The organism is Streptococcus sp. 2154, from assembly GCF_013277255.1.
Taxonomy (GTDB): Bacteria; Bacillota; Bacilli; order Lactobacillales; family Streptococcaceae; genus Streptococcus; species Streptococcus pseudopneumoniae.
Map to the genome: position 1 here is coordinate 1 of NZ_VMMK01000052.1, position 18,413 is coordinate 18,413.

Here is an 18,413-nt window from a genome sequence, read left to right on the forward strand (position 1 = left end):
GCAAGGGTCGTTGGATTGATGGCAGCTTTGTGAAGGAGGAGGATTTGGCATGACACCAAAATTTAGAGTGTGGGATAGCGTAGAAAAGAAATTCGTAGAACATTTTTTTATCACAGATAACGGCTTGATTTGCAACATGGAAAAACCAACATCGGACTCCAAACTTCTTATTCCTATCGAAAAGTCAGAATTGATCCTCATGCAATCAACAGGACTCAAGGATAAGAACGGGGTGGAGATTTTCGAGGAGGATGTGGTTTCTAGGAATAGTGGAATGCCCAGCGTAGTCAAATTTGGTAAATGGATTTATGAGGAAGATTTTGGATATAAAATAAAAAATATCGGGTTTCACCTTAATTCTAGTTATGATGATGAATGGTTTCAAGCTATGGACTATGAAGATATTCGCAAGAATTATGAAGTCATTGGCAATATCTACGAAAACCCAGAACTTTTGGAGGATAAGGAATGAACCCAGAAATAATTGACAATATAAACAAACCAAGCCACTACCAAGGTGCAAACGGTCTTGAGGCTATCGATGTTGTGCATAACTTCGTTGGGAACCTTTCCGGAGCGTCTGCTTTCTTTTGGGGCAACGCAATCAAGTATATGTTACGGTTTCAAAAGAAAAACGGTCTGGAAGACCTGAAGAAAGCCAGAAAGAACCTTGATTGGCTGATTGAGGAGATGGAGCATGAGTGAATACGCTTTGTATGATGGCGACACCTTCATTACCATGGGCACTCTTGCTGAAATCAGCAAAGAAACAGGAATTGCCGAGAGGATGTTGAAGTATTACACTTTTGCATCTACACAAAAACGCCATCCGAATGGTAGGGCAGTCATAAAGATTGAGGTGGATGATGAAGGATAAATTAAATCCAAGACAAGCAAGTAGGTTTGCTTTCTTGCTAAAGCAAAAACGTAAGGAAAGGAAGTTGTCACAAGAAAAGTTAGCAGCTAAACTAGGCTATAGTCGCTACCTGATTGCTAAATGGGAGAAGGAGGAAAGTGTACCGAATATTTATAATGTAGAAGATATCTGTACTTACTTTGCTTTTCCTGCTGATATTATTCTCGGGAGTAGGGCATGAAAAAAGCCAGCACAGCTGACTCCTCATGGTATGGTTTCGCATAACTATTATATCATGAGGAGGAGTTCGTGTGCAAATAGAGTTATTGGATATCATCGATGAAAAGAAAACCAGAAAGGAAGCTATCAAAGTCCTAAAAAAATACAGTCGTCTGAGACGGATTGCTGGAGAAGAATACGCCCCCAAAATAACAATATCCTACTCGCTTGAACCAAAATCATCAAGTGGTCAGACAAGTAAGCAGGTAGAAAGCATGGTCTTGCGTAGAGTATCAGCTCAGCAGGATTTAGAACTAATCGCTAAAGCAATCAACAATCTTTCCGATATGGAATATACACGTATCCTAATCGAACGATATTGCAGGAAGAAAAGGAGGGAAGACTACAGCATCTACTCAGAACTAGGCTACTCATCTAGTGAGTATTATCGGATATTAAACAAAGCTCTACTAGAGTTCGCGGAGTCCTATCAAGCAAGCAACCTTTTGGTTTACAAGTGATTTCTGGGAAAATCTTGGGAAAAATCTGGGAAAATCTTGGGAAAAATCTGGGAAAATCTTGGGAGAATTGGAGCGGAAAAAGGTGCTAAAATAGTATTATCCAATGATTGGGTAACGAACAGTCATGAGGACTCCTAAAAATACAGAGGTTTCGGCCTCTTAGACAGTAAGGATAGGTTAGCAGGTTGTTTGGGTCTCCTTGAAACTTTTACCAAACGTGCGTTTTACTGCTAGACCAGCTGGTTCAATTCCAGCTACTGTCATATTCAATGCCACGACCAGTGGCTTTTTTTGATTATTTGAAAGGTGGTGATACTTGTTTTGAATATTGTAGAACCAATCAGGGATAAAGATGATATACAGGCTATGAAAGATTATCTGAGAGAATGGAATGAGCGTAATTATATTTTATTTCTTTTTGGTATCAATTCAGGTTTGCGAGTTGGTGACATTTTAAAAATTCGAGTAAAGGATGTTCAAGGTTGGTATATCAAACTGAAAGAACAAAAGACTGGGAAGAAGAAAAAGATTAAAATGACTAAAACTCTCAAACGTGAGGTTAGAGAGTATATACAAAATAAACCTCATCATCATTTTTTATTTCAAAGTAGAGTCGGAAAAAATAAACCACTTGATCGTAGGACTGTGGATTGGATTTTAAAAGTTGCTGCATCTGAGTGTGGTATTGAAAATATAGGAACTCATTCAATGAGGAAGACATTTGGATATCATTATTATAAAAAGACAAAAGATATAGCAATGTTGATGAGTTTGTTTAATCATTCATCACCAGCTATTACCTTAAGATATATAGGTATTCGTCAAGATCAACAGGACAAAGCGATGTCAAATTTTGGATTGTAGTTAACCAATTAGACATAACGAGTCAAACGCTAATTCATTTAGTGGATTACTGTATATCCTTATTGTGTTAGGCTTTTTGGCGACTGTTTGAATTAGACAGAATATAAGATATGTCTAATTGAACGCTAGAAAATATAGAGTAACAGCAATTTAAAATAAGTATCTTTAAGATAATTATTGACGAAAGATATAATGAACAAAGAATATTAAACAATGATTGAAGTTTCAACTCGAGAAGAACGAAACCAATTTTACAATTCCAGTGAGTGGAGAACGATAAGAAGGCAAGCACTTAAACGAGATCATTACGAATGTGTATGGTGCAGGGATGAAGGCAAGGTCACGACTACTAATTTAGAAGTTGACCATATCAAGGAGCTAGAGTTCTATCCAGAGTTCGCGCTTGATATCGATAACCTACGAACATTGTGCAAGGCATGTCATAATAAAAGGCATGATCGTTTTGATAAGAATGACAGAAATTTCCGAAAAGATGAATGGTGGGGTTAGGTGAACGAATCTTAAACACCCCCCGGTCAAAAAAATCGGAAATTTTCAAAGATGTCGGTAAGCGGTCTGCACTCGACTGTCCAAATTTTTAACAAAAAATTAAAGGGGGTGGGGGGTAATGGAAGAATACTCGGAAAAAAATATAAAAGAATTAGAAAATCAGCTACTTTCTAAAATTGGCTATTTCAGTCCTAGAAAAAAGGATGCGATTCAGTATGAAAAAGTCAATCGCTATCTTTATCTTGTCCGGCTGCTTTATGAGCTGAAAGCTAAACTTCATGAAGACGGACTGGTCATCACTGTTCACAATGGACAACAAAGATTCCAAAAAGCGAATTCTCTCATCAAGGAAATCAACACAACCAGTAATCAGCTTTTGGCTATTGAGCGGTCGTTTGATTTTGATGTTGAAAATTCTCCTGTCGAGAAAGCTACGTCTGGAAGTGATCTGTTATGATTTCTCATCCGCTGGTTGATGACTACATCAAAATGGCTGAGAATGGAGAAGTTGTTGTCAACAAGGAAAGGAAGTTGCTGTTTAAAATCATCAAGGAGAAAATCTATCCTCGTGATGATTTGTATTTTGATAATGACTTGATTGATAAGTTCATTCGGTTTGCGGAAAAGAATTTTTTCCCTCTGGCTAAGTATCAACTTTTCTTGACACCGTTCATTTTTCTTTTTCGGAAGGTAGACGAGGAACCACACTTTGACGAGTATCTATACACACTTGCTCGTGGGGGTGGTAAGAATGGTTTTATGTCAGCAAGGTCATCGTTTTTTATCAGCCCTATCTACCCTATCAGAGATTACGATGTGACTATCACTGCTAACTCTGAGAAACAGGGTAAGGTTTCGTTTGAGGAAGTTTATGAGACTATCCAAAGGCGTGGTCTTGAGGACCATTTCTATCTGACTAAAATGTCTATCACAGGTCGAGCGAACAACTCGGTCTTTTCTTTTCGGACGAATAATCCGAAGACTATGGACTCTGCTCGTGATGGTTGTCTTGAGTTTGATGAGATTCACCAATTTGAAAATGATAAGGCTGTGAAGGTTCAAAGGTCTGGTCTTGGTAAGATTGCTCATGTCAGGACTTTCTACAACGGTACGAATGGGTATGTGCGCGAGGGGTTCTATGACAAGCTGATAGAGAAGTCTATGCAAATCTTGAATGGAGAGGTTGATGATTTCAGACTCTTCCCTTTTATCTGCAAGCTTGATAGTGCGGATGAGGTGGATGACATGAAGAATTGGCCGAAAGCAAATCCGATGTTGGATGAAAGCACGCCTTACGCTAAGAGGTTGCTTGCTAGAACTAAGGCTGACTATGATGACCTTGAGCTGGAGCCGTCTGGTCGTCAGGAGTTCATGACTAAACGGATGAATCTTCCTGAAGCAGACCTTGAGAAAGATGTGACGACTCGTGAAAGATTACTTGCTTGTTTACGTTCGCCTGGTATTGACTTGTTGGGTAAGTCCTGTGTCGCAGGATTTGACTATGCTAGCATTCGAGATTTTGCGAGTGTTGGTTTGTTGTTTAAGAACGGAGATGAGTTTATCTGGAAACAACATTCATTTGCTCGTAAAGCATTTTTGAAAGCTTTTAAACTTAAAGCTCCTATTCAGGAATGGGCAGATAGAGGCTTATTTACAATTGTGGACGGCCCTAGTATTGACCCTCGTTTATTGGTCGAAAAATTGAATGAATGGAGTAAGTTTTATCAGATTGAGCTTGTATGTGCAGATGGTTTCAGAATGGACTTGTTAAAACCTCTTTTGGAAGAGGCTGGTTTTGAATATGAGTTCTTGAGAAATCCTGGGGCGATTCAATCCAAGGTTGCGCCAATCATCGAAGATGGATTTGCCAATGAACGTTTTGTCTTTGAGAATGATAATTCTATGATTTGGTATACGGATAATACCTACGTCAAAGAGGACAAGGATGGCAATAAGCGTTTCTTGAAGAAAGAGCCCGTCAGAAGAAAGACGGATGGTTTCCATGCCTTGATTGCTGCTCTATACAAACGTGAGCTTGTACATGAGTCGAACGTTGGGGAATTCCTTGACATGTTAGAGGATTGGGAGTTTTAGGTAATGACATTATTGTAATTGAATGTAGCTCTGTTTTTTGATATACTAATTCTGATATTTAATGCAATATTATTTTGCTAGTAGGATTAGGAGATGGACGAATGAACAGACAGGAACAATTACTTGAATTAGAGAATGAAATAGCTAAAGCAAATAAGGAAATTGATAATTTAAAATCAGGTATGACTCCTGGTCAGATGATTTCAGTGATTTTTCTTTTTATAAGTATTTTTATGATTTTTATACTTTCTGGTTTTTTTGTTAAATTCTTTGGTTTTATATTAGCTTTTCTGTCCATCTTAGGAATAATTGGTGCTTCTAATCAAAAAAGCGAGAGAGTTAGTTGGTTGGAACAATGTTGTATAGACTTGGAATGTGAAATAGAGAAAAAGAAACAAGAGTGGTTAGAAGAGGATATAAAACCAAAATCTGATTCAGGTAAAAAAACTGATAATAAGCAAGAGTTCACAGATAAAGAAATTGAAAGTGGTCTTGTTTGGAAACGAAGATTTACCGTTGTGGGGACTTTTTATCGAGATTCTGGAGAAGTTCCTTTTTATAAGTTACAAAAAGATTTAGATCATTTAGAAACGGTTAAAACAAATAATTTTCAATTTAAACCAGAACCAGACAATCCTTATCATGGTAATGCGATAAAAGTAATAGTTGAAGGTTATTTTGTTGGTTATGTACCTAGAGAGTTAGCAAATCAACTTATCCATTATATGGAACCGTCTAAGTATAGGACAGAGGGTTATGTAAGAATATCTAAGGTAAGCCTAAAACGAGGTAAAGAAATAAAATATGCAGTTGTTCCTAAAATCTACACTAAATAGTAGTTTAAAGCACTAGAGAAATCTAAGTGCTTTTAATTTTGGGTGGGTGGTCGGCAAAAATAAGAGGAAGGAGGGGAAGCATGGGGTTCTTAAATTTATTTAAGCGTGATGCGCCTGATGTTGGTTTTGATTTTGAAGAGTTGGAACGAATGTTGGGGTGTTTGCAGTTAAAGAGTTTAGCGATTGATAAGTCGGCGGAGTTTGTGGCTCGTATCTTTGCTAAGTCGGAATTTCGGTATATGGTGGAGAATCATCATGTGACGTCAGACTGGGATTATATTTTAAATGTGCGTCCCAATAAGAATGAGTCGGCCTCGGAGTTCTGGCAGAAGGTCATTTATCGCTTATTGACGAAAAACGAAGTACTCATTGTTTTGTCTGATGATAAGCAGTTACTGGTAGCTGATGCTTTTACTCGTAGGCGTTATGCTCTGTATGATGACACCTTTGAGATGGTGTCTGTCGGGGATTATACATTTCAGAGGAAGTTTGCTATGAGTGATGTCATCTTTCTTCAGTATAATAACAATCGCTTGCAAGAATATGTATCTGACTTGTTTTCTGATTATGAAAAACTACATACTCGTCTGGTGGAAGCCTTAGCTAGAAATAATCAGATCCGTGGGGTTCTGGCTACAAAAGCGAATGGAACTTTTGATGAGGATAAGAGAAAGAAACTGCAGAGATATGCGGACAATCTTTTTAAGTCCTTTACGTCTAAGACGGTTGCCATTGTACCGACAATGGATGGTGTGGAGTATTCGGAGTTGACCAATACGGTAGGAACTACAAATCTATCAGTTGAAGAGTTGAAGAAACTGAGACGTCAATTTGATGACGAGGTTGCAGATATATTAGGTTTGCCGACGGCTTTGATGCATGGAGATATGGCTGATTTGTCTAATAGCCAGAAGATGTTTAACAGTTATTGTTATGAATCGCTGGTTAAAAAAGTGGGTGACGCTCTAAACCATGCTATGGTGAGTTCGGCTGGATACGCTAATCAGAAAAAATTTGTGATTTTTGGTGAGGGGGGACTGGATAAGTTTGCTCTGGCTGAGAACATAGATAAACTCATCTCATCTGGGGCTATGACTCGAAATGAGGTGAGATTGGAACTTGGTCTTGAGGCTGTTCCTGGTGGGGATTCTTTCCTTATCACTAAGAACTATCAGGGCGAAAACGAAATAGAGAAAGGAGGAAATGAGGATGACAATCATTCAGATTAAGGGAGCGATTGTATCCAATGATGACCGCTGGTTTTATGATTGGCTAGACATGGATGCAACTGCTCCTAAGGATATTGTACTGCCGACGACGGGAGAAGATGTGGAGGTGCACATCAATTCTGGCGGTGGTGATGTGTATGCTGGTAGTGAAATCTATACGGCATTGCGTGCTTATCAGGGGCATGTGACGGTAAAAATCGTGGGAATTGCTGCTAGTGCTGCAAGCGTCATCGCTATGGCTGGTGATCAGGTGGAAATTAGTCCTACAGCGCAAATCATGATTCATAATGTATCTGCTGGTGTGCGTGGTGACCATAAGGCGCTCTTGCATGAGGCTGGTGTGTTGGAAGGTTTTAATAAGTCAATTGCGAGTGCTTATATGGATAAGACTGGTAAGGCTTTAGATGATTTGTTGGAACTAATGGATCGTGAAACGTGGTTTGATGCTCGTTCTGCTGTTAATCATGGCTTTGCAGATAAGGTCATGTTTGAAAGTCAAGAAGCTCCTGTCTTGGTAGCTAGTCAGACACCTGTGATTCCTCGTGATTTTATCGAAAAAATCCGAACTGCGATGACACCAGATTTGGAGTTATTGGCAGACTTGGTTCGTGATAGGTTGAATAATAACTCATCTATTCTAGAAGATAAGAAAAAAGAAGACAAGACGACTGAACCTGTGGGGTTGGGTCGTTTTCCATTTTAAGAAAGGAAATAAAAAAACAATGATGAAACTTGGTAATGAATTTACAACTGCTCGTCAGAACTTTATGAATGCAGTAGAAACTGGTGCTCCTATGGAGGAGCAAAATAAGCTCTATAACGAGATGATTGAAGCATTGACAGATAAGTTGCAAGACGACGCTAGAGAGGCTGCTCGTAAAGAAATCGCAACTATGAATCCATACGATGCGCAGTTGACTGCTGAAGCTCGCGAATTTTTCAACAACATTGAGAAACTTCCTCCCAAAGGAATTGAGAAATTGTTCCCTCAGGAAACAATTGACCGTATTTTTGAGGATATGGTGGCAGCCCGTCCACTTCTTCAACACATCGGCTTGCGTAATGCTGGTATTCGTTTGAAATTCCTCAAGTCTAGTCGTACAGGTCAAGCGGTTTGGGGTAAAATCAATGCTGAAATTCAAGGACAATTGAAACAAGAATTTGCTGAAGAAGAAGCGATTCAGTCTAAATTGACTGCTTTTGTTGTAATCCCTAAAGACTCTGAGAAATTTGGGCCTGCTTGGTTGCAGTCTTATGTCTCTATTCAAATTACAGAGGCCTTTGCAGCTGCTCTTGAAGCTGGTTATTTAAATGGTGATGGGGACAACAAGCCTATCGGGTTGTCTCGTACTCTTACAGGGACTGCAGAAAGTGAAAAAGTAACTTATGCTGAGAAACAAGCTCAGAAAAAACCATTGACTTTCGCAGACTCTGCTACCGTGGTAAAAGAGTTGACGGAGGTTTATAAATACCATTCTACAAAAGCTGACAATACCACTCCTGTTGCAGTAGAAGGTAATTTGGTTATGGTAGTGAACCCTGTAGATGCCTGGGATGTGAAGAAGCAATATACGTCTCTCAATGCTCAGGGTGTATATGTAACAGCTATGCCTTATAACCTCATCTTGGTTGAGTCGGTTGCTCAAGCGTCTGGTAAGGTGACTACATTTGTCAAAGGTCGCTACGATGCCTTTGTAGGTGGGGGGATTGAATTTGGACGATTTACCGAAACCTATGCTTTAGAAGACTTGAATCTCTACACTGCTAAGCAATTTGCTTATGGTAAAGCGCATGATGAAAAGACTGCTGCTGTGTGGACACTGAGTATTGCAAAATAAAAGGTGACGAAGGATGGAGATTGAAGCTAAACTTCATTCCCTCCTTATTCCTTTTAAGGAGCGGATGAGAATTTTTCATAGCGGAGAAGATGCGAATCTCTCACGGATGTTAGAAAGTTCTCAAATGGTTATTACCCGCTTGGTAGGAAGTGGGAATATACACGATCATCAAATAAGGGAACTTATCTTAGAACGTGCTCGCTATGTCTATAATGACCAAGTTGAATTTTTTTACGAAAATTTCAAAGCGGATATTTTAGCATTATCGTTAGATAAGATAGAAATGGAGGATAGTGATGATTAAGGTATTAAAAGAGTTTTATGACCTCAAGGAGGGAGTCCTTAGGCAAGTCGGAGAAAGGTTTGAAGCGACAGAAGAACGATTTGCTGAGCTAAAGGAACATTTACCTGACTATGTCGAGTTGGAAAAGTCGTCCAGAAGTCGTAGCTCTAAGGAAGTAGTGAGCGTAAATGAAGAGGAGTGAGGGACCAAGCTATCGTTACAAAAAGCCTGAGTCTCAAAATGGAGACCTGAGAACTCCCCTGACTTTCTATACCTCTAAAATAAAAAAAGGGGTTGATGGTCGTGATGTGAGTTACGAGAAGGCTTTTTATACGATGGGGCAAACTTATTCTCCAAGTATGAAAGACGTTGAGATTGCAACTGGAAAAGCGATGAAAGCTAAGATGACTTTGAAGATTCGTGACCCTCTGACAGATTATCAGCCTGAAAATCGGCATTTTGTCGAAGTGGGGGATATCCGTCTAGTTGGTAAGAAATGGCAAATCATTGATGTCCGTCCTGATTTTGCTAATCGGGATTTTTTGATTGTCCTTATCGGAGGTGGTCGTGATGTCTAGTGGAGCTAATCTAAAAGGATTTGATGATATTTTGAGGAATATTGAGGCTCGACTAGGAGAGCCGGTAGTTCGTAGAAAGGTCAACAGAGCCTTGAAGGAGACGGTTGAGGAGTTTGAGCCAACTTTCAAACGGGCTATGGCGGTGTACGCTGACACTGGGAAGACGGTTGGTGCGGTCGTTCATGGGAATGTGACTGGTACATCCAGCGGAGTTCCAATGGTTAAATTAGGTTTTAAAAGTCCTCGTTGGACTATTATTCACTTAAATGAATTTGGCTATGCAAAGAATGGGCATCCTCGTGGTTTCGGAGTCATGCGCCGCTTTTTTGAAGCGAGTAAGCCGGTCTTTAAGTCTAAAGTCGGCATGAAGTTAAAACAGGAGTTTTTGTAATGATTAAAGACAAATTAACTGAACTCTACGATGCTTTGGAAGAGGATGAGTCTTTATCTGGTATTAGTATCAAGTCTTTTGAGCGTCCTGAGAGCTTGGGAGATGGCGAGACCAGTATTGTCATTATCCCTGTAGGGCCTCCAATGCAGACGGCTCACGGTAGTAATACTAGTTTGGCTAAGACTTTTCTCTATCAAATCAATGTAGAGTCTACTAATCGAGTGGAGTGTAAAGAACTCCAAGGAAGAATTGAAAAAATAATGGAAGAACAGGGATTTTATCAGACTGAAGGTGGTTTGGAACAATGGATTCCTGATATTAAGCGCTATGTAGACGTTCGGACTTATCGTGGTATGAGCGCTCTATATGAGAAATACTAGAAAGAAGGAAAAAGAAATGACAGTAAAAGGAACTGCACTTATCGGACTTAAATCAGTCACCATTCGTGTGCATGATGGACAGACTCCAACGGTTGGACAGAACCTCTTCACGCTAGAAGGTAAAGATAATGAAGGGGCTACACAGACCGCTAGAGTAACTGGATTATCTAGTGACCCTGTAAAGACTTATGGTAGTAATGTGGCTTATCACGTCTCCAATCGAGGAGTCGGTGATGTTAAGGTAGAGATGGGCTTGCTTGATGTCCCATTAGCTTTATATACGAATGCTTTGGGGTATGGCGATGATGATGGTATCTATTACTTCGGTGCAGACACAGTTGCCAAGAATGTTTCCATTCTCATTGAAAGTAATACTGCTGATGGGGAACCTGTTTACTATGGTTTTTATAAAGGTCAGCTTTCTATGGATGCTATTGATTTTGAAACGCTCAAGGATAAGGCGAATGAGTTAGCTACTACTAGTGTGAATTTCACTGCGACAGCTAGTTCAGACGTTGCAACTAAGGGGCGTTATGGTGCTATTGTTTATGGTTCAGATGCTGAAAAGTTGAAGAAATTGAAAGGTCAACTAAACATAACCGCTGCGGGGTAGAAGGAGGGCGAAAGCTCTCTTTTACTTTTTTAGAAAGGAAAGTATATGGCTAAGGTTCAATTTACAATTAAAAATGACAAGGGAGAAGATGTCCTAAAAAAGAGCAAAGAAATCACAACTCGTGATTATCGTGACTATTTGGTCATGAACGAATCCTTGACAAGTGATTTATCTGAGGTAGAGAAGCTTGATAAGCAGTTGGGATTTATTGCTAGTTTGTTTGATGATGTGACAGTAGAACAATTACTAGAATACACAGATTTTGCGAAAGTGATTTCTATTTTTACAGCAATTTATGCTCATCTGGTAGGTGATGTAGACCCAAAGGAAAAGAGCTAGCACCTGGGCAAGCGATCAAACGTTTTTATGGTTTTGTCAAGCAAGTTACAGAGGGTCCTTATGGAATGAGCATTCGCGATGTGATGGATACGAGTTGGGAGGACTTGATGGGGGTCTTGGGAAGTCTGGAAACGAGTGAACAAGAAGAAGTGCTTGACTTGGCAGATTTTTTAGAAAGTCTCTAGGTCAAGACTTTACAAATCAAAGGCTTAGGAATATAATAGAGATATGTAAGGGAGGTGGAAGAAATGTCTCGAAAAGAAAAAGCATGTAGAAGATATTGGTTTTGGTTTACCATTTTTATCCTTTATCTTGCTTTTGGCTTGTATTGTATTTGTACAAATTTTGTAGATATCTTTGGTATGCTCTTGCTATCACCCTTTATCTTTGCTTCCCTGCCACTCTATGCTTATCTATTTCTTGGTATGTTTATCTGGGCTTTTATGAACATGGCAATGGATGATTTTTATAAAGAATGATGAAAAGTCCGTAAGGGCTTTTTTCTTTGCTCTGAGGAGTTAGGAAGGAGAACAAGATGGCAAGCGGTACGCCGTTAGGTCAGATGTATATCGAGCTAGGGTTGGACGTGTCAAAGTTCAGTCCTACTCTAACTGGTGCAAAAAACGCTGTAAAGTACTTTCAAAATAATGTCCGTTCTTTGGACAGTACTTTAAAAGGCAATGAAAAAAATGCTAGCTTACTTCAAGCAAAATACAAGACTTTAGGACAAGCCATTGATTCACAACGTAAAGTTTTGGATGAGATGAAGAAAAGTTTTGATAAACTTGAACCGGGGACAGCTAAATTTGACAAGGCTGCTGCTGATATTCAGCGTGAGAATGCTAAGTTGGCAGTAATGGAAGGTCAGCTACGCGGTGTTGAAAAAGCTTTGCAAGATGTGGGGCGTGAAAATAGTTGGTCTGGTAAGATAGATGCCTTGAGCGAAAAATTTGCTAAAGGTGGAGAAAAATTGCGGGCTATGGGCGATGCAATGAAGCCTGTGTCTGCTGCTTTATTAGCTGGTTTTACGCTTTCTACTAAGAAAGCTATTGACTTTGAAAGCCAGATGAATACAACTAAATCTCTGTTAGCTGATACCATTCCAACAGCGGATGAACTGAACAGTACCACACAAAAGCTGGGTGAAAGTTCAAAAAATTGGGCGAAGCAGTATGGGATTTCTACTGCATCTATCAATGAAGGGATGCAAGAAATTATCAAGAAAGGTTTTGATGCCAATCAGACAATCGAAGCCATGCCTGCTATCCTAGACGCTGCAAAGGCGTCTGGTGAGGACTTCAATACGGTTATGAACGCCACTACGAATATTTTGCAACAATTTGGGCTATCTACTCAGGATACAGAGCGAGTAACCAATAGCTTAACCTTTGTCGCCAATAAAACGGCTGCTGGTTTTGCTGATATGGGGGCTGCAATGGAGTATGTTGGTCCCGTTGCTAAAAACGTTGGTATGAACTTGGAAGAGACTGCCGCTGCTGTTGGTCTTTTGTCCAACAATGGTATTGCTGGTGAAAAGGCTGGTACGGCTCTGCGTGGAGCTTTAACAAGGCTACTGAAACCATCAGAGCAAAATGCAAATGCAATGGAGAAGCTTGGTTTTTCTGCAGAAGAATTTCGTAGCGGCGCGATTAAGCTACCTGATATTTTGGATCGTATCAAAAAGAATACGGAAGGGATGACAGATGCTCAGAAATCGGCCTTGATTGCTACAGCCTTTGGTACAGAAGCTCAGACAGCGATGAATATCTTGGTTGACCAAGGTGGAGATGCGTTGCGTAATCTTGCTAACGAAACCAAGGGGGCGACAACTTATACCAAGGATTTAGCAAATGAATTATCTAAGTCTTCTAAAAATGGTGTGGAACGTTTTAAATCTAGTTTAGAAGTTTTACAGATTAACATTGGTCAGAAATTATTACCATTACTAACTCCTGTGATTGATAAGGTGAACCAATTTATCGACTGGTTAAGTAAGGCTCCTCCAGCCGTACAGAGCTTGGCGGTTGGTATTGGTGGTTTTTTGGCTCTGGGCTACCCTTTCTTGAACTTTCTAGGCAATGGGGCGACGGCTCTTAGTATTTTGATAAAACATGCCGGTAAATTAGAAGGACTATTAAAGGGCGGTCTCGGTCTTGCTAAATTGACAGAGCGTGCTGGTAAATTAAAAGGACTTTTACAAGGTGGTCTCGGTCTTGCTAAGGTAGGAAGCGAAGCTACTGTTTTAGCGGAAGGAGCTGGCGCTGCTGCATCTAGTTCTAGTCTCTTGTCTGGAGCCATTGGGGCTTTGACAAATCCTATTGGTTTGCTGGTGGGTGGTGCTGCTTTACTAGCTGGAGGATTGGTCTATCTAGGACATAAGAAAGACGAGGCTCGCATTAAGGCGGAGGAATTTGGGTCTCAGTTGAGTGATACTGCAAGGAAAGAGTTAAGAGATTTCCAAAGTAAGGTAGATGATACCAGTACAGCAGTAGCCAACTTTGGAACCCACGCTGGCGATGCTGAAAAAGTTTCTGAAGCTTTTCGAAAACTTCATGAAGAGATAGCAGCAGGTGCTGAAAAAGCTAATCAACGTATGGAAGAATTAGCTAAAAAGTTGGGGTTTAGCGATGAAGAAATCGCTAAAATGAAAGTAAAAAATGACCAAGTTGTTTCAAATACCGATGCAATGGCTAATCAGGTCAGTGAAATCTACAAACGTCATAATGGAGACGCTAGCAAGTTTTCTCAAGAAGAAAAAGAAATCGTCTTAAACAACCAAAGAGAGATGATCAAAGCTAGAATCGAAATGATGGAATTATCTGGCGAACAACAAAAGGCTGCGCTTCAGGCTCTGAATGGAGAGATTGGTAGTTTAAATGAAACGCAATTAAAGCACACAAGAGATGTTTTGAAGAAGGCTCTGGATGAAGAAAATCAGTTATACAAAACCTCAAAAGATGGATTGAAACAACTCTTAGATGCCAAACGTATCGATCAAGAAACTTACAATAAAAAAATTCAAGAACTTGAAACAAACCACCAGCAAACCATGGAAGCCTTAGGTACTAAGTATTACCAGGTTATGCAAAACCTTGACGCTAAGGTAAAAGCTCGAACTGGACAAAGCTGGAACTACTGGGAAGAAGCTAAAAAGGTTCTGGAAGAATATGGTTTGTCTTATGAAGTAATCGGTCAAAAGGCAGCAGAAGCTTCTCAAAAAATGGGTGATTCCCATAGCATTCTTGCTAAGTATACTAGTGATATGAGCAAGGAAACGAGAGAAGCGAATGATGCTTGGTCTTTGCTCGTCGGAAACATTGATGAAAACAACAATTTTGTCATTAAATCAAACGTAAAAGAAGTGATTGGGGAAGCGACTAAATCTGCTGAGGGTTGGGAGCAATTGCAATTTATTGTTAAAAATGCGAATATCAACTCAAATGCTCGGGTAACGATTGCTGAAGCTCTCGTTGAGTCTGGTAAGTGGTCAACCATGACACTGGAAGAAAAACAGTTGATTGTCCAAAATCAAGCAGGACTGCAAGCTATCTTTGATAGTGAAAACCATCTTAGAATCTGGAACAGTATGCCTGCTGAAGTCAAGCAACTGCTTTTGGAAAATACAGATGTGATGAATAAGGCTGAGGAAGCTTCCAAAGCGCTCTATAACTATGATTCCTTGACTCCTAAGCAGAAAGAGTTGCTGGCTACGGATGAGAATTTCAGAAAGGCTGTTGCGCGTTCGACTGACACGCTAACGACTTGGAATGCGATTACTCCATTCACAAAAGATTTGAAACTAGATCCTACAAATGTTTTGAACAACGGGCAATTGTCAATCGATAAAATCATGGCTTGGAATCTATCTAATCCAGAGAATAAGTCATTAAATGCTATTGACAATACTAGTGAAGCAGTTGCTAGTGCAAAAGCGAGTGTGAACTCTCCGAAACAGGAAAAACCAATTGATTTACTTGCGAAAGATCAGACTGCAGGCGTTAGAAATGAGACGAGTGCGGCTATTAATGCGATTAAGCAACATAATCCAGTAGATATCCTTGCTAAAAATAGCACTTCCAGTACTGTCGGCGAGGTCAAAAGCGTCGTTAATAGCATTCAAGACAAAACGGTTACAATCAGCGCTCGAGATAATGCTTCTGGCGTGCTTGCAGGCATTAGGTCTTGGATTACTAGGGTAACTGGTGATTTCTTTACCAATGTTTTTGCTAGTCGGCATGCCCACGGTACCAACTATCACCCTGGTGGTCTTGCTATGGTCAATGACCAACGCAATAGTACCTACAAGGAATTGGTTACTCTTCCAGATGGTAGGAGCTTCATTCCTGAGGGGAGGGATGTTCTTCTTCCTCTTCCTAAAGGGGCTAAAGTTTTGCGGGCGGATAAGACCAAACGCTTGATGCGTGAGATGGGGGTTCCTAAATATGCTGCAGGAGTTGGCATTCCGAGTGATGCTAAATTCCTTCGTGAGATGGAAGAAGCACAAGCTAAAATAGTGGTGCAAACAAAAGGAGATACAAATAGTAAAGACAGCGATAAAGTCGTGTCTGAGATAGCGATTCTGAGAGCAAGTATGGAGAAGATCCTTACCGCTATCCTTGAAAAGCCGTCAGATACTTACCTGGACGCTGATAAAATTTCAATGAGCGTCTACCAACGTCAAGGTGCGATTTATGCTAGGGAGGGAATGTAATGTTTTACATGATTATCAATGGTTTCAATACATCAACTATCCCTCACTGCGTGGTGACGGATTTTGGTCAGGTGGAGGCAGCTAAACCTAGGGTGGTTGAAGATGCTAACCTCTACGGAGCAAACGGAAGTTATCGGGTGCTAGATGGGGGCTACGAGAGTTATGAACGGACTTTTTCGTTCTATATTCCTAAGTTACTGGATGTTTCGACTATCGTGGAGAAATTTCAGCCTAAGGACAATGTGCTGGAGTTTAGCTACCAGTTGGGTTCTGTCTTTTATGCGGATTTTATTGGTGCAACCTATAGCCCTCATGGGATGCATGCCTGGAAGCTAGAGCTTAAGCTGAGTATGCAACCGTTCCGCTATCAGAAAAATCTTGCTCCTCTTATTTTTACCGCAAGCGGTAATGTCAACAATCCAGGCTCTGTCTATAGTGAGCCTGTGATTGAGATTGAAGGGGATGGCGATATTTCTTTGACTATCGGACGGACAACCATGCACTTGACCATTAGACGAAAAGTGACCATTGATTGTAGGCATAAGAAACAGAATATTTACAATGCAGATGGCGCGGTTCAAAATACGCTACGAAAACGTGGAGGCTTCTTTGAGTTGGCAGTCGGTAGTAACGGTCTGGTCTTTACTGGTACGGTTCGTAAGGTCACGGTTCGGCCGAATTGGAGGTATATTTTATGATTTATCTTACAGAGGGAAATAGGCCTTTAAACGAGTCCTACAATGATGAAATTGTCCATTTGGGGAATAATACCTATCAACTGACCTTTCGTTTTCCTACATCGGATCCCAAGTGGGAATTGCTGAAAGAGGAAACCTTTCTGACTGCAGATGATCTGCATGGTGAGCAGGATTTTTATATTTTTGAGGTTGAAAAGCAACAAGGATATATTCAAGTCTATGCCAATCAGGTTATCAGCCTGTTAAATAACTACATCGTCAGCTCTATTGAGGTTGACCGTGTCAGTGGTACAAGGGTGTTGAGTGCTTTTGCTGGTAGTATTACCAGAGCCAATCCTTTTTCTTTCTTCTCTGATATTGATGATAGGCATACGCTCAACATCAAGGACAAGAATGCCATGGAGGTCTTGGCCAAAGACAAGCACTCTATCCTTGGTCAGTGGGGCGGAGATATGGTGCGAAACGGTTACAACTTACGTTTGTTGAAGAATGGCGGTTCAGAAAATGAATCGCTTTTTATGTACAAGAAAAACTTGTCCAGCTACCAGCACAAGACCTCAACGAAGTCTTTAAAAACTCGGATAACCTTTAAAACGACTGTTAAGGGCGAGGGAGAAAATGCGGTTGACCATGATTATATGGTGGTGATTGACAGCCCCTTACTTGGGAACTATAGCCAAATCTACGAAGATGTGGTGGAAGTCAATGACCAAGATGTGACAGATGAGGCTAGCTTGATTGAATACGGTAAGCAGTATTTTCGGACGAGTATGTGCGACATGCTAGAAGATAGTCTTGAAATCTCGGTTGTCGGCCAGAGCGATGTAGCGGTTCGGATGTTCGATGTGGTCAGTATCTACCATGAGTGGTACGGTCTTGATGTTCGTAAGAAAATCACCAAATATACCTATTCGCCAATGGCAAAACGCCTAAAATCAATAGGTTTTGGGACCTTCCAGTCCAGTCTTGCAAATGCGATCGGTGGGATTGTAAATGATGCCGTTTTGAATGAAAGCCGAAATCTGCATCAGATTTTTGAAGAACGTTTGAAAAAGGAAATCGCCAACGCTGACCGTGCTTTTGACGCTGAATTTACTAAGCGTGAGAAAGCTATCACGGATGCCATCGAACTTGCCAAGGCTAAGGCAGAAGAAGTCAAGCAAGAAGTGTCTGACACTATCAATCAGCGTTTCAATAGCTTTCATGATGAACCTTTACGAGAATCAAGGCGCAAGGCTGAGGAAGCTTTGAGACAAGCTGGCGCAAGTAGCTCTCTTGCTCAGGAAGCCAAGCGGATTGGTCTGGATTCTGTTGCTAGACTTGAAGCGTTTAAGTCGCAGACTAGGAGTGCTCAGACGGCTTTGTCGGGTGATTTGAATCTTCTAAAGCAGACAGTTACCAATGATATAAGCTCCAAGCAAAGGCAACTTAAGACTGACATTTCCAAACAAGT

Annotated in this window: 24 protein-coding genes; all 24 read left to right on the forward strand. The window is 40.5% G+C overall.

The window, feature by feature from the left end; translation table 11 throughout:
- Positions 1 to 49 precede the first annotated feature (49 nt).
- Positions 50 to 472 (forward strand): YopX family protein, encoded by a 423-nt coding sequence (locus HT693_RS09040; protein WP_000187974.1) that lies wholly within the window; start codon positions 50 to 52, stop codon positions 470 to 472.
- On the forward strand, positions 469 to 705 hold the full coding sequence (locus HT693_RS09045; RefSeq protein ID WP_023933950.1) for a DUF3310 domain-containing protein: 237 nt from the start codon (positions 469 to 471) through the stop codon (positions 703 to 705). Before HT693_RS09040 ends, HT693_RS09045 begins: the two co-directional genes overlap by 4 nt.
- The gene (locus HT693_RS09050; protein ID WP_050207556.1) at positions 698 to 877 is read left to right on the forward strand and encodes a hypothetical protein; all 180 of its coding nucleotides are present in this window, start codon (positions 698 to 700) and stop codon (positions 875 to 877) included. Before HT693_RS09045 ends, HT693_RS09050 begins: the two co-directional genes overlap by 8 nt.
- On the forward strand, positions 867 to 1,097 hold the full coding sequence (locus HT693_RS09055) for a helix-turn-helix transcriptional regulator (protein WP_000653363.1): 231 nt from the start codon (positions 867 to 869) through the stop codon (positions 1,095 to 1,097). Before HT693_RS09050 ends, HT693_RS09055 begins: the two co-directional genes overlap by 11 nt.
- Before the next feature lie 70 nt (positions 1,098 to 1,167).
- The gene (locus tag HT693_RS09060; protein WP_023940104.1) at positions 1,168 to 1,596 is read left to right on the forward strand and encodes an ArpU family phage packaging/lysis transcriptional regulator; all 429 of its coding nucleotides are present in this window, start codon (positions 1,168 to 1,170) and stop codon (positions 1,594 to 1,596) included.
- Between the two features lie 321 nt (positions 1,597 to 1,917).
- A complete protein-coding gene (locus HT693_RS09065; RefSeq protein ID WP_001028145.1) occupies positions 1,918 to 2,460 on the forward strand; it encodes a site-specific integrase in 543 nt (180 codons plus the stop codon).
- A gap of 213 nt (positions 2,461 to 2,673) precedes the next feature.
- Positions 2,674 to 2,970: an HNH endonuclease gene (locus HT693_RS09070; protein ID WP_000573817.1), complete on the forward strand. Its 297-nt coding sequence runs from the start codon at positions 2,674 to 2,676 to the stop codon at positions 2,968 to 2,970.
- 118 nt (positions 2,971 to 3,088) lie between these two features.
- A complete protein-coding gene (locus HT693_RS09075; protein WP_000393459.1) occupies positions 3,089 to 3,427 on the forward strand; it encodes a hypothetical protein in 339 nt (112 codons plus the stop codon).
- Entirely contained in the window at positions 3,424 to 5,064 is a 1,641-nt protein-coding gene (locus HT693_RS09080) for a terminase TerL endonuclease subunit (protein WP_023933954.1), read from the forward strand. The genes HT693_RS09075 and HT693_RS09080 overlap by 4 nt, the downstream gene beginning before the upstream one ends.
- A gap of 101 nt (positions 5,065 to 5,165) precedes the next feature.
- On the forward strand, positions 5,166 to 5,900 hold the full coding sequence (locus HT693_RS09085) for an HIRAN domain-containing protein (RefSeq protein WP_138704235.1): 735 nt from the start codon (positions 5,166 to 5,168) through the stop codon (positions 5,898 to 5,900).
- 80 nt (positions 5,901 to 5,980) lie between these two features.
- On the forward strand, positions 5,981 to 7,129 hold the full coding sequence (locus tag HT693_RS09090) for a phage portal protein (protein WP_000506468.1): 1,149 nt from the start codon (positions 5,981 to 5,983) through the stop codon (positions 7,127 to 7,129).
- Entirely contained in the window at positions 7,110 to 7,832 is a 723-nt protein-coding gene (locus HT693_RS09095) for a head maturation protease, ClpP-related (RefSeq protein ID WP_138704236.1), read from the forward strand. The genes HT693_RS09090 and HT693_RS09095 overlap by 20 nt, the downstream gene beginning before the upstream one ends.
- Positions 7,833 to 7,851: 19 nt before the next feature.
- Positions 7,852 to 8,967, forward strand: coding sequence for a phage major capsid protein (locus tag HT693_RS09100; RefSeq protein ID WP_000976937.1), 1,116 nt, complete (start codon positions 7,852 to 7,854; stop codon positions 8,965 to 8,967).
- Between the two features lie 13 nt (positions 8,968 to 8,980).
- Positions 8,981 to 9,271, forward strand: a complete 291-nt coding sequence (locus HT693_RS09105) for a hypothetical protein (RefSeq protein WP_000401889.1) — start codon at positions 8,981 to 8,983, stop codon at positions 9,269 to 9,271.
- Positions 9,264 to 9,452 (forward strand): hypothetical protein, encoded by a 189-nt coding sequence (locus HT693_RS09110; RefSeq protein ID WP_000598693.1) that lies wholly within the window; start codon positions 9,264 to 9,266, stop codon positions 9,450 to 9,452. Before HT693_RS09105 ends, HT693_RS09110 begins: the two co-directional genes overlap by 8 nt.
- A complete protein-coding gene (locus HT693_RS09115; protein ID WP_000830391.1) occupies positions 9,439 to 9,828 on the forward strand; it encodes a hypothetical protein in 390 nt (129 codons plus the stop codon). Before HT693_RS09110 ends, HT693_RS09115 begins: the two co-directional genes overlap by 14 nt.
- Positions 9,821 to 10,219, forward strand: coding sequence for a hypothetical protein (locus HT693_RS09120; RefSeq protein WP_000094295.1), 399 nt, complete (start codon positions 9,821 to 9,823; stop codon positions 10,217 to 10,219). The genes HT693_RS09115 and HT693_RS09120 overlap by 8 nt, the downstream gene beginning before the upstream one ends.
- Entirely contained in the window at positions 10,219 to 10,599 is a 381-nt protein-coding gene (locus tag HT693_RS09125; RefSeq protein ID WP_000588569.1) for a hypothetical protein, read from the forward strand. The genes HT693_RS09120 and HT693_RS09125 overlap by 1 nt, the downstream gene beginning before the upstream one ends.
- A 16-nt stretch (positions 10,600 to 10,615) precedes the next feature.
- Complete coding sequence (locus tag HT693_RS09130; protein ID WP_000216339.1) at positions 10,616 to 11,212, forward strand: major tail protein; 597 nt, start codon at positions 10,616 to 10,618, stop codon at positions 11,210 to 11,212.
- A gap of 45 nt (positions 11,213 to 11,257) precedes the next feature.
- Positions 11,258 to 11,551 (forward strand): hypothetical protein, encoded by a 294-nt coding sequence (locus HT693_RS09135; protein WP_001151571.1) that lies wholly within the window; start codon positions 11,258 to 11,260, stop codon positions 11,549 to 11,551.
- A 248-nt stretch (positions 11,552 to 11,799) separates the two neighbouring features.
- The gene (locus HT693_RS09140; RefSeq protein ID WP_000087358.1) at positions 11,800 to 12,030 is read left to right on the forward strand and encodes a hypothetical protein; all 231 of its coding nucleotides are present in this window, start codon (positions 11,800 to 11,802) and stop codon (positions 12,028 to 12,030) included.
- A gap of 56 nt (positions 12,031 to 12,086) precedes the next feature.
- A complete protein-coding gene (locus HT693_RS09145) occupies positions 12,087 to 16,262 on the forward strand; it encodes a phage tail tape measure protein (RefSeq protein WP_172925121.1) in 4,176 nt (1,391 codons plus the stop codon).
- A complete protein-coding gene (locus HT693_RS09150; protein WP_172925122.1) occupies positions 16,262 to 16,960 on the forward strand; it encodes a phage tail protein in 699 nt (232 codons plus the stop codon). Before HT693_RS09145 ends, HT693_RS09150 begins: the two co-directional genes overlap by 1 nt.
- Positions 16,957 to 18,413, forward strand: a 1,457-nt coding sequence (locus tag HT693_RS09155; protein WP_172925123.1) for a phage tail spike protein, incomplete at its 3' end; no start/stop codon positions are given. The genes HT693_RS09150 and HT693_RS09155, both read left to right, overlap by 4 nt.